Raw genomic sequence first — 11,136 nt, 5'->3', positions numbered from 1 at the left:
ACCTTGGCTCAGCCCATCGCTCCGATCAGCCTTGACCTCGCGGCCTGATCAGGCCCAAATCCACATGCTCGGAGAACGCCGCCGGAGAATTTCTACCAGATTCGAGACACAACCTATGCAGATCGTTCACTTGATTGTCGGGATCAGCACCGGTGCCGGTGTCTTGCTCAGTGCTGTCCTGATGAATGACGCACTGACCAAATTTGGGGAAACCCATTGGCAGCAGATGTCCGAGATGAAGCGGAACGGCTTTTTCGGAAAGCCCGGCCACGGCTTCGTCCTCGGCAAAATGGGCCCGCCCAAGAGCCGCAAACCTTTCGTGATGTCCAAGGTGTTCCCCCATGCCCTGATCGTCGCCCCGACCGGACGCGGCAAGACGACGGGGTTCGTTATCCCGAACCTCCTGACCTACCAGGGCAGTGCCGTGGTACTGGACGTGAAGGGTGAAAACTTCGATGCGACGGCGCGCCACAGGGCCGCGCAGGGAGACAAGGTGTTCCGGTTCGCGCCAACAGATTGGAAGGATGGCCGCTCGCACCGGTACAATCCTTTGCTGCGCATATCGGCACTCGACAACGTAGATCGCCAGCAGATGGAGTTGCAACTCTTGGCTTCGCTGTTCCTTCAGGCTGACAACGATCGGGTGCAGGGGCTCCTCGATGGCGGTATCGACTTATTTGTGGCGGCAGGGCTTTTGGCATTCGAGCGAAAGCGGCCAACCTTGGGCGAGATTTACCGCATCACCGCATCAGGCGGTGACAAACAGAAAGAGTATCGCCGCCGAGCCGACGAAGTCGTCAATCCGGCTGCTAAGCTGATTTTCATGCGAATGGCCTCGACCAACAACGACACGCTGACCTCTTACCTTTCGCTCTTGATGACATCTGGCCTCAAACAATGGTCCAACCCCGCCATTGACAGGGCAACCGCGACCTCTGACTTCGATTTTCGTGATATCCGAAGGGCGCCTTTTTCGGTCTATCTTGTGGTCGAGCCGCTCATGGTGAAATCCCTAGCGCCACTGATCCGCTTGTTCTTCTCGGACTTGCTCGCATCCCTTCAAGACCACGAACCTGGCAAGGACGAGCCTTGGCCGGTGATGATCATGCTTGATGAGTTCAACCGTCTAGGCAAAATGCCGATCGTGCTCGACAGCATCGAAACCCTGCGGTCATATCGGGCGAACCTCGCGATCGTCACACAGACGATCCCGGCATTGGACGAAATCTACGGTGAAAATGCCCGTCGCGCCTTGCAAGGCAACGCGGGTATCAAGCTATATCTGACCCCGTCAGATGAAAAGACCATCGAAGAGCTCAGCAAAGCCGTTGGTAAAACAACCAAGCGTGTTGTGACCCGCTCGCGATCAGTCGGCCGTAACCCCTTCGCGGGGCGCAGCATGTCTGAACGGACCGAAGAGACCGCGTTGCTGCCCGAGGATGAAGCGCGGCGCATGGATCTTGATGACATCGTTCTGGTGGTCGACGCGCAAATGCCCGTGCGAGCCAAACGGATCAAATACTATGAAGACCGGTTCTTAAAGCAGATCTTCGACAAGCAGGCCGGCGATCTGCCATTTCCCTCAGCGGGGGACCAGATGCGCGGGCTCCAAGGGCAGATCAAGGCGCTGGAGTCTAAGATTGGGGTACTAGAAACTCCCCGCCAGGCTTCGCGTGAAGGTTCAGAATTCGTTGGAAAACGGCGTGAGGAGATCGAAGACTTGGCGTCAGGCGCGCCGAAGGCGCTTTCCGGTGAACAGCCCAACGCGGGCGATTATCAGACCGGAAAGGAAAGATTGGAGCGGTTTATGGAAGAGGCCACTCGGGGATGAATAACGCTACAGTGGGCAGGAGGCTTGATCTACATGCTTGGCAGCCTTTTGGGCTCCTGGCCCTCGCCTTCTGAACCCGAGGCGAGATATCATCTTCCAATACAACCGGTTTATCTCGTAATCTTGCTCCTAGAATTCCACCATTTTGGTTGTGTTGATAGAAAAGTGAATTGGAGCTGAGAGAATTGGTTAATTTCAGAAAGGGTAGCAAAGACGAGTTCGCCAAGCTCCCTCCCGAAGCCAAGTTTGAAGAACGAGTTGAAATAATTCGACGGCATTTGGCTGACGTTTTTGGCTCCAAAAATCTGTCATTTCTTATTGGGTCGGGGTGTTCATCCTTCAAGCAAGGCGAAGAAGAACTCGGCATACCTACGATGGGGCCTTTGGCGCAAGAGTTTCAGAACACTTTCCAGACGTTGCCTGGCCTGCCTCCTGCTATCAGCTACGTCACTGGTGCGCAGAAGGCTGCGCTTCTCGATAAGCTCGGCATCGACCTAGCCCACCAAGATTTCCACTGGAACTTGGAACGGCTGATGGAAGTCCTGATGACTGCACAGCAATTCTGCAAAACAAGCAACAAGGCCGATTTTCTGGACGCCCTCACCACCGTCGAAGAGGTGATCGCCGGGGTCAAGAAATTCATTCTTCAAAAATGCACCGAAGGCCCGTTCGCTCAGGGCGACGATAGCGTCGTGTCTCTCTACCGCCGCTTTTACCAATCGCTATCAACGCGATCTCGTGGGCTCGCGCCACCTTGGGTGTTCACTACCAACTACGACCTCTTCAATGAACGGGCGATGGACCGATCCAGTATTCCCTATTCCAATGGGTTCGCAGGTACGGTCGAGCGCCGCTTCAATCCGGCCACCTATAGGCGGGCGTTGGCAGAGCAGCTCGATATTTCTTCGAAGAGGTGGGCTGCCGTCGATGGGTATGTTCATTTCTGCAAGCTCCACGGTTCCATCAACTGGACAGAAGAAGAGGCTGGCCTTTTTCCGATCCGTGAATCGGCCGACAAGCTCGACCCCGCGCAGGATCGTGTTATGATTTACCCGACGCCCTCGAAACAGACAGCGAGCTTTGGCTCGCCCTACTCGGACATGTTCCGCGAGTTTCAGCGGCAAATCGTCCAAGATCAAAGCGTCCTGTTCGTCATGGGCTTCAGCTTTGGCGACGAGCACATTAACAACATCATTTTTCAGGGACTTACACTTCCTGGCTTTAGGCTAGTTGCCTTTCTCAACCCCGACGACGCGAATAACCCAGTGACACAAGAACTCGCGGCGCTCGGTGATCCTCGGGTTTGGTTCATTTGGGGCGCCGACGAGGAGACAAAAAAGAAGGCACACTACTTTGATACCATTGTGCAGGATTTGATGCCGTTTAGCGCTGACCAGAAAGAAGACCAAGCAATCGAAAAGGTGTTCAAGAAGCTGCTTTCCAAGCAGCAAGGCGGTGAAGATGGCGAAGGATGATGTAAGCCGCGCCATTGGTAAAATCGTCAGCGTGTCAGCAGATCGGTTGGTTGTAGAGCTACACAGGGGCAGCGACAACTTCACGGTAGTGGGCTTCGATGATGTGCACTACGTCGCAACCCTTGGGTCATATTTGATGGCGCCAACACAATCCGAGTATGTCGTTCTCGAAGTTATAGGCCTTCGCGAGAAGGACTTTTCTCCTGCCTACGGTGGAGGAACTGAGATGGACAAGGCAACAGCGGCTAAGTTTCTCGACGTTGTGCCTGTCGGCTCGATGCCTGTTCAGGGCGGCTCGTTCAAGTTCGGGGTTTCAACTTTCCCCGCTCTTTATACGGATGCGCTCTACGCCCGCGACGAAGATTTGGACCGTATTTTCAACGTGGAGCAAGCGCCCGATCAGGCGACAAAAACCGATGCCGATGGTGCAGAAAAACAGGGGCAAGTCCCCCATACGATCGAGATCGGCACATCCGCGGTTTTCAAGGATTACCCCGTTAAGGCACAGCTCGACGCCCTTTTTGGCGGGCATGTCGCAGTTCTTGGAAACACCGGAAGCGGGAAATCCTGCACTGTGGCGTCGGTAATTCAATCGGTGTTTGAGCGAGTGGAAGAATTTTGGGCAATTGGTGCCTCGTTTGTGCTCTTCGATGTCAACGGTGAGTATCGACAGGCTTTTGAAGATCTGCCGTGGCAGATTCAGGCAAGCTATTTCAAAGCAACTAGTTCAGATGCTGAAGTAGAAGGTCTCGACGAGGGGTTCCTCGGAGCCGATTTAGTTGACCGCTTCCGTCTTCCCCATTGGTTCATGACTGTCGATGAGTGGGCGCTTTTGCTGCGAGCAAGTGAAAAAACGCAGCTGCCAGCATTGCGGACAGCACTCGGTCTAACAACGCTATTTCAAGAATACCCATTTGCTGATGTGATTGAGGATGCCGACGATGAGCTCAAGACCGTAAGAAATCACGTTCTGGCAAAAATTATTCTGTCGATTTTGAATGACGATGCCAGCGTTCCAAGCAAGGAGGGGCGAATTCTTGCATTGCTCCACACGTTCTCAACTAATGAGATTTGCCGAGATACAATAAAAGACGGCCTCTACAACGATTTTGGTCAGTTCAAAGATGGACGAAATTCCAACAGGTCTGAAAACTATGAGGCCATTCTAGAGCTTTTGCAGAACCACGTTACGGATGAGCCAGTCCTTCCTAGCTACGGAAACATGCCGTTTTCTTTTGAACGTTTACAAGCGGCACTTGACTTGGCTCTTTTCTATGAAGAGGCCAATGGAAACAAGCAGATAAGAGAGTATTGCTCGCAGCTAGTTACACGATTGAAATCCGTCTCGGACAACCCCGATTTTGAGTTTTTGCGTGCTTCAGTTGATGGTTTAGAGGATCATGACAGAGAGCCAACTCAGTTTGTGGATCGGCTTCTTGGCCTTGCGAAGGACGGTGCAAGTTATCGCAAGGACCGCCAAATCTGCATAATTGATCTAAATGACGCATCCGATGAAATCGTCGAGTTAGCGTCAGCCGTGGTCGCTAGGTTGATCTTTGATCGTATGCGCCGCGCAGAGCCTCGAAACAAGATGCCCGTTCACTTAATCCTTGAAGAGGCACATCGCTATATCTCAGAGCGTCCGAGTCGTTTTGCCATTGATGCAGGGATCACGTTTCAGCGGATTGCCAAGGAAGGTCGGAAATACGGAGCTTTCTTGATTGTCGCCTCTCAAAGGCCAAGCGAACTGTCGAAGACAGTGCTTTCACAGTGCAACAATTTCATCATTCACCGTATCCAAAACCCAGATGATCTGTCGCAAATCAAGCAGATGACGCCGTTCATATCGGAAACGGTTTTGAAGCGGTTGCCCTCTCTGCCAAAGCAGCACGCGCTGATATTTGGAAGCGCGGTCAAAATTCCAACCACCTTCCGCGTCCGAGACGCCAATCCTACCCCGAACAGCGACGACACACAGGTTCGGGACCTTTGGTATGTCCCCCAGAATCCGAGTTTACATTGGAAGGTTTAGTTGCTGCACCTTCCATGCTTGCGAATAGGTAGCACGAGCATGACAACCAATACTGCATGGCTCTCAGTCTCTGCAACGGGCACCAAGACGTTCTACTTGGGGGCTGATAGCCAAGGCACATCTCTTCAGACCGGCCAGGCAGCTTCTTTGCACGAAAAGAAGGTTTTTGACAGTGCTTGCACTCCAGAAATTTTTGCCCTCTCGGGCGATCTCAAATGGGGCAGCTCTTTCCTACGCCGGCTTCTGACCGAAATTAGCCGTGGCTCAGTCGGATCATCGGTAGGTACCAAAAAGCGAGCTGAAGAGTTTTGCAGATTGCCTTGTGCCAGCCCTCCGTTGGTCCCGAGTTGCGAGCTCAATATCCTGTACGGCGTGCGAGGCAATGCAGACGAGTCTGCAGATTTTCAGATGTATCGACTGCATCATGCTGGGAATACGAGTTCTAATTGGAAAGTGGACCAGGTTGGTGTGAAAGGGTTGAGCAGCGAAAAGTCGGCGCTTGTCTATAATTCGGGCCTAGGTGGTGGCGCAAACAAGGACCGACAAAAGTGGATTTCCGAGGGTGATCAAGGCAATGTGGCACGGACATGCTTTTGGTCTCTCTGCGATTTGATCAATGGGATACCTTCAAATTCCTTCATGACTGGAGGACATCCACAACTCGTGAAACTGGACCAACACGGCTGCGGCAAGGTTGTCGGGGTGAAATTCAGTGGCATCCCTACGGTCTACGGAAGGCGCACGACTGCACCCCATAGTTTTGCGAACTACTGGGTTGATGAGAATTTCACACAGTTGGACCCCAAAACCCTAGAGAAATTCAAAAACGGTCAGAGGTACGGTCGTGGTGATAAAGGCCGATGACCAGGCTGCAACTAGCAGCATGCATCGCGACGAAGCAGTATCGCAACGCCGCTTCATTTGACAGACTTCGATCGCGACAAGAACCTCACTACTTCAAGCGCTTGGCTCTCTCCGCCACCCGCTGAACCAGTGAAACTGTCGCACCGCCTGCCTGTCGTATCCCAGCCCCGGCAATCTCTGCATTTGATCTGGTCCCACACCGCGCCCGTGCCCGTGAGCCCTTGGTTCCGATCAAGCCCTTTGCGAAACCGCTGGGGCCGGGAATGCTTGGCGGCCCAGCCATCATGAAATTGCCTGAGATTGAGCGCACGATTAGCGGGGTGGCGATGATCATGCCGCCAGCGAGGAACATCATCATGAAGAAGGGCACCAGCGCGCCGATGTTACTTGCGCCGGAGGGATCTCCGAGTTCGTTCATCAACGAACGTGACATGCCGACGACAGTGGAAAACACGCCCGCGATCACGAGAGGGTAGAGCGCGTAGGACACCGTGCTGGACAGCCAGCGGTGGAAATAGTCCTTGCTGACATCGAACAGCGAAAGCGCGATCATGATGGGTGCGATGCCGATCATGAAGGTCAGCATGATCTTGGCGAAGATCAGGACAAGGCCGCAGAGCGCGCCGATGACGCCCAAAAGGAACGCACCAATCGCGCCGATCAGAGCTCCGGCCATCCAATGCATGTTGTCTCCGGCGGCGTTCAGGTAGTCACCAAATTCTTCGATGAGGTCGTCAAAGGCCCCGGCAAAGTAGGATGCACCTGCTCCGCCCCCGCCAAGTCCTGCCACCATGCCTCCCGCGAGCTGGTCGAGGCCGTTGATGAGGGCGCTGGCCACCGCGTTGAATTGGACCCAGTTCATCGCAAAGAGGGAGATCAACATGAGCTTGAGGGCGAACCAAAACGCGGTTCGCCCATCCATGGACTTGTACTGAAACATCATGTTGAGGAAGACGCCGATCACCGCGAGCGTTGAGGCCACGACGATGACGCCGCCGAGCTGCCCGGCGACGTTGCCAAAGGTGGTTTGGGCTGCGTCATCCAGAAAGTTGTCGGTTGTCTCTACCATCCAGGTGACGACGCCCATCGGATCCTCCTCGGTTGGATTTAGGCGCTGTCACTAGTGCGACGTTTCAGGAATGCTTTCAGGATATGCTCGCCGTCAAAATCCGGCACGACGGAGACCAGCTCCCAGCCGTCTTGGCCAAGAGCGGTCAGCTGTGCTTCGATCTTCAGTGGCTTAGTTTTGGCTGTGTTGATCAGTTCAATCTTGTATTCAAACATGGGCTGTTTCCTTTGAATGGGCCGGATCGACCGGCAGGTAGAATTCGGTGATGCCGCGCGCGCCTTCATGGCGACCGGCTTGGATAATCACATCGATCGAGCGGGTGATGTAGTCGTTCATGTCCTGGTAGGTCATGGGCACGTCGGTTTTCAGGGCGGCGATGGCGAGACGTTGGACTGCCAACTGAGGTGTTTCAGCATGCAGCGTGGTGAGTGAGCCACCATGGCCGGTGTTTATGGCCTCAAGGAAGGTCATGGCCTCTTTGCCACGTACTTCGCCCAGGACAATTCGGTCCGGTCGCATCCTCAGGGTAGAGGTCAGCAGGACATCAGCGCTGCGTGTGGCTTCGTCGCGATCAGACATCAGCGTGACGACATTTGGCTGCGTCGGTCGCAGCTCGGCGGCTTCTTCGATCGTGATGATGCGCTCGTCGGCGGGCACGAAGGAGAGGATCTTTCGCGCGTTGACGGTCTTGCCGGTCGAGGTCCCGCCGGACACGATCATGTTGAGCTTGTGGGTGACGCAGAACTTGATCGCGGCGTCGATATCGCCGGTGGCCACGACTTCGCGCAGCTCGGCATTGCGCTTGCGTCTTGCACCCTCATTGCTGCGCTCTTTTCCGAAGAGGTAAGACAGCTTGATTTGTTCCAGTGGCAGGTCGGCGAAGAACCGCAGGGAGATCGCATAACCGCCATCCACGGCGGGGGGCTGGATGACTTGCGCGCGGATTGGGCGGGCGCGGTAGGTGATGCTGACCGATACGATCGGCTTGGTCCGGCTGAGCGTGGTGTTTGCGGCGGACGCAATCTGATTGCCAAGGTCTTTTATTTCATTGGGCGAGAGCTGTCGATTGACGCGCCGCATATAGTGATCACTCTGAAACTCCGCCCACAATGTGCCGTCAGGATTGATGCAAAGCTCGATCAGCTTTGGATCGCGCGCCTCGGGGATCTTGTCCATCGAGCTTTGCAGGTAACTGGCCGCCATGGTCAAAAAATCTCCAGATCGCGGTCGACCATCACTGTGACGCGGGCACCTTGATCGACATAGATCACGGGCGAGACGGAGAGATATTCGCCAATCACGCTTTGCGCGCTGTCCTGAAGGTCTTCGCCAATGCCCTCGAGCACATCAGAGGTGATCTCATCTTCGGTGTTTTGGGCGGCCACGGCGGGCAAGGCTCCGATCAGCGATATAAGGGCGGCTGACCCGAACCGCGTGCCAAAGCGGCTGTCGATAAAGCCGGTTGTGCCAGACCGCCCCAATTCATCGCCACCGAAGGCGCTGATTTCGACGGTCTGGTTGCTGGGCAGAATGATCCGGTCCCAGGCGATGGTCACGCGTTTCTGTGCGATATCAAGACCGGATTGATACCGCCCGATCAGGCGTGCCCCACGCGGGATCAGGATCCGCGAGCCGTCATAGGCGTGGACATCTTCCGATACCATCGCGCGGACCTGACCGGCGAGCGAGCTGTCGATTGCTGTCTCCAGCACGGCCTGGATCATCGTGCCCTGAACGACCGTGTTTGAGGGGTTCACGATCAACTGGGCCTGTGTCACCTCGGCAGGTTCAGCGCCATTGCGGACAAAGTCTGTGTCGCCATCGAGTCGCCGCTGCTGTGCGGCGGTTTCATTGTTGCCGCCTCCGGTGCCGCCAAAGGCGATGATTGGGCTGGCGATGCGAGCTTGGAGTTCCTCAAGTTCTGCTTGCCGCCGCCGCTCGAGGTCCTGAAGGCGCAGTTCTTCGGCCGTGGGACCGGTTGGTGCGGGCGTGCGCGGGGTTTCCAGGCGCGCAAGCTCTAGATCGTTCTGCAGGCGCTGGATTTGCCGCGCACGTTCTTCCAGCTCCTCGCGCAGGGCGGTTTGCGTCGCAGCGGCCTCACTGCGCAGCGCGTCGATTTCTGCGCCCAAGGTATCCAGCGCTTCTGTATCGGCGCTCGGAGCCTCAGGTGCAGGTGCGTTACGCAGGGCTTCGAGTTCGGACCGCATGGCGTCCATTTGCGCGCGCAGCTCTTCTGTTTCGCTGTCTGCTTGCGGCTCCGGCGGCGGGGTTGTTTCTATCGGTGCAGGCGTGGGCTCAAGCGCACCAAAGCCCGGTCCCGCCGCTTGGAACTCATCGGGGGAGGCTGTTTCCAGGCTGTCGGGTTCGGAGCCGCCAGAGAACAACAGCATGAGACCCCCAAGGGCCGCGATTGCCGCAATGCCCAAGGCGATCGTAACAACAGACGGGCGTGCCTTCGAGCTCTGTGGTTTACCTTCAAGCGCTTCGAGGCGCTTCTTAAGCTCAGCCGTTTCACTCATCGTGGTTTGCCTCGCTCATCTCTTGGACGCAGATCTCGTCCTCGCCGAGCCTGAGAACCCATCGATCGCTAACACCTGACACACGGATCACGCCATCTGGCCGCGCCAGCGCATTTACGCTGCGTTCATTGCCAGCCGACCAGCGAAAGATCGCGGGCAGCGGCGCGTTCGCGGCGAAGCGAAAATAGGTGAAGGTGCCGTCGTCCCAAATCTCACGCGGAGAGATTTCGGACCGCTCGCTGACGCCATAGGCATGGTTAACTGGCTGACTTGCGGCTACTCGGGATTGCCGAGGGGTTGCATCCGGATAGGTGAAGCGGATGACGTAGAAGGTTGGCGAACTCGCCTCGGTCACGTTGAAATAATAGCTGCGCCGGTTGGTGTAGACGGTGATGTTGGTATGCGCGCCGCGCGAGACGGGCTTGATCGCAAAAGCCTGGCCACCGGGCACGCCGTCCAAAAGGAAGCCTTCGGTGTCGCCTGCGATGATCGAGCGGATGGTCTCGCCTTGGCCGAATTCAATGCTGGTCACGTGGGTTAAGCTAGTGCGGATGCGATAGACCTGCCCATCCTGATAGGTGGCGAGCCGGACGCGGGCATCATAGGGGCCTTGTCGCGGCTGCGTTTCTGCATAGGCGGTGCCAGCAAGCGAAACAAAGAGGGCGAGGATCATGAACAGGCGGCGCATGGGTTACTCCAGACGATCCGAGCGGATCGCGTATTCGGTGACGGTGAAGCCGAAAGGGTTCTGCCAGACATCATCGATCGACCGGCTATTCTCGGGCCGAAACTCAAACATCAGGGTTGCGGAGAAGAGCCCATTTTGAGAGCCGCGCGGTGAATTTAGCCGCTTACGCAGGCGCACCTGGGCACGATTGGCGCTGATGTGCGTGATCGACAAAACTTCGACATCAAGCCGGGCATCTGTACCATAGCTGTCGGGTGGATAGGCTTCGTGGCCGCTGGTCCAAAGCGCGCGTAGCCCGGCGGCGGCCGCACCATCCGACAGGTCCATGACCCGCCGCACACGCACGTCATTGTCGAGTTGATTGTACGTCTCTCGTTCAATGACATAGCGGTAGACCTGTGCCTCGATGATAGCGGGGCGTTCCGTGAGTGAGACCGCTTCAACCATTGCATTGGGGAGGGCCATGCCGGTTTCGCTATCAAAGGGCACGATCATGGGCGGCGGGTCCACGTCGAACAGGGCTACGAGTGCAGCGGCGAGGCAACCTGCCATGCCAAACCCCATGCCTGTCAGCCCCAGCTTCTGCCACAGGAGCTCGCGTCGTCGTGCGCCGTAGACGAGCTCTTCTTCGATGACTTCTGCCTCACTGTTCATAGGA

General features: G+C 56.1%; 10 protein-coding genes. 4 read left to right on the top strand and 6 right to left on the bottom strand.

Translation table 11 applies throughout. The annotated features are described in order from the left end of the window. The 4 genes from MVC20_RS03480 to MVC20_RS03465 all read left to right on the top strand — a co-directional run. Positions 1 to 1,831, top strand: a 1,831-nt coding sequence (locus MVC20_RS03480) for a type IV secretory system conjugative DNA transfer family protein (protein WP_297538486.1), incomplete at its 5' end; no start/stop codon positions are given. Between the two features lie 170 nt (positions 1,832 to 2,001). Then, positions 2,002 to 3,306: an SIR2 family protein gene (locus MVC20_RS03475; protein WP_244265522.1), complete on the top strand. Its 1,305-nt coding sequence runs from the start codon at positions 2,002 to 2,004 to the stop codon at positions 3,304 to 3,306. Next, positions 3,293 to 5,338: a DUF87 domain-containing protein gene (locus MVC20_RS03470; protein ID WP_297538484.1), complete on the top strand. Its 2,046-nt coding sequence runs from the start codon at positions 3,293 to 3,295 to the stop codon at positions 5,336 to 5,338. Before MVC20_RS03475 ends, MVC20_RS03470 begins: the two co-directional genes overlap by 14 nt. Before the next feature lie 39 nt (positions 5,339 to 5,377). After that, positions 5,378 to 6,202 carry a hypothetical protein gene (locus MVC20_RS03465; RefSeq protein WP_131727620.1) on the top strand — a complete coding sequence of 275 codons (825 nt, stop codon included), beginning with the start codon at positions 5,378 to 5,380 and terminating at the stop codon, positions 6,200 to 6,202. Positions 6,203 to 6,290: 88 nt separating this feature from the next. On the opposite strand, the gene MVC20_RS03460 is transcribed toward MVC20_RS03465, so the two are convergent. Genes MVC20_RS03460 through MVC20_RS03435 form a run of 6 tightly spaced genes read right to left on the bottom strand, consistent with a single transcriptional unit; the run spans position 6,291 to position 11,132 of the window. Then, on the bottom strand, positions 6,291 to 7,289 hold the full coding sequence (locus MVC20_RS03460; protein WP_297538479.1) for a type IV secretion system protein: 999 nt from the start codon (positions 7,287 to 7,289) through the stop codon (positions 6,291 to 6,293). Positions 7,290 to 7,309: 20 nt separating this feature from the next. Next, a complete protein-coding gene (locus MVC20_RS03455; RefSeq protein WP_297538477.1) occupies positions 7,310 to 7,486 on the bottom strand; it encodes a DUF4177 domain-containing protein in 177 nt (58 codons plus the stop codon). After that, a complete protein-coding gene (locus MVC20_RS03450) occupies positions 7,479 to 8,474 on the bottom strand; it encodes an ATPase, T2SS/T4P/T4SS family (protein ID WP_297538475.1) in 996 nt (331 codons plus the stop codon). The genes MVC20_RS03455 and MVC20_RS03450 overlap by 8 nt, the downstream gene beginning before the upstream one ends. Positions 8,475 to 8,476: 2 nt before the next feature. Then, on the bottom strand, positions 8,477 to 9,790 hold the full coding sequence (locus tag MVC20_RS03445) for a TrbI/VirB10 family protein (protein WP_297538473.1): 1,314 nt from the start codon (positions 9,788 to 9,790) through the stop codon (positions 8,477 to 8,479). Further along, positions 9,783 to 10,478, bottom strand: coding sequence for a TrbG/VirB9 family P-type conjugative transfer protein (locus MVC20_RS03440; protein WP_297538471.1), 696 nt, complete (start codon positions 10,476 to 10,478; stop codon positions 9,783 to 9,785). The genes MVC20_RS03445 and MVC20_RS03440 overlap by 8 nt, the downstream gene beginning before the upstream one ends. Before the next feature lie 3 nt (positions 10,479 to 10,481). Continuing rightward, positions 10,482 to 11,132, bottom strand: a complete 651-nt coding sequence (locus MVC20_RS03435; RefSeq protein WP_297538469.1) for a type IV secretion system protein — start codon at positions 11,130 to 11,132, stop codon at positions 10,482 to 10,484. Positions 11,133 to 11,136 lie beyond the last annotated feature (4 nt).

It is taken from the genome of Roseovarius sp., from assembly GCF_027019125.1.
Classification (GTDB): Bacteria; Pseudomonadota; Alphaproteobacteria; order Rhodobacterales; family Rhodobacteraceae; genus Roseovarius.
The sequence above is the reverse complement of the archived record's forward strand: the minus strand, read 5'-3'. Positions and strand labels throughout refer to the sequence as shown.

Bases quoted from the DNA above. Each gene is read 5' to 3' on its own strand.
- MVC20_RS03440 (WP_297538471.1), bottom strand. From the start codon at position 10,478: ATGCGCCGCCTGTTCATGATCCTCGCCCTCTTTGTTTCGCTTGCTGGC.
- MVC20_RS03460 (WP_297538479.1), bottom strand. From the start codon at position 7,289: ATGGGCGTCGTCACCTGGATGGTAGAGACAACCGACAACTTTCTGGAT.
- MVC20_RS03445 (WP_297538473.1), bottom strand. From the start codon at position 9,790: ATGAGTGAAACGGCTGAGCTTAAGAAGCGCCTCGAAGCGCTTGAAGGT.
- MVC20_RS03470 (WP_297538484.1), top strand. From the start codon at position 3,293: ATGGCGAAGGATGATGTAAGCCGCGCCATTGGTAAAATCGTCAGCGTG.
- MVC20_RS03465 (WP_131727620.1), top strand. From the start codon at position 5,378: ATGACAACCAATACTGCATGGCTCTCAGTCTCTGCAACGGGCACCAAG.
- MVC20_RS03450 (WP_297538475.1), bottom strand. From the start codon at position 8,474: ATGGCGGCCAGTTACCTGCAAAGCTCGATGGACAAGATCCCCGAGGCG.
- MVC20_RS03435 (WP_297538469.1), bottom strand. From the start codon at position 11,132: ATGAACAGTGAGGCAGAAGTCATCGAAGAAGAGCTCGTCTACGGCGCA.
- MVC20_RS03455 (WP_297538477.1), bottom strand. From the start codon at position 7,486: ATGTTTGAATACAAGATTGAACTGATCAACACAGCCAAAACTAAGCCA.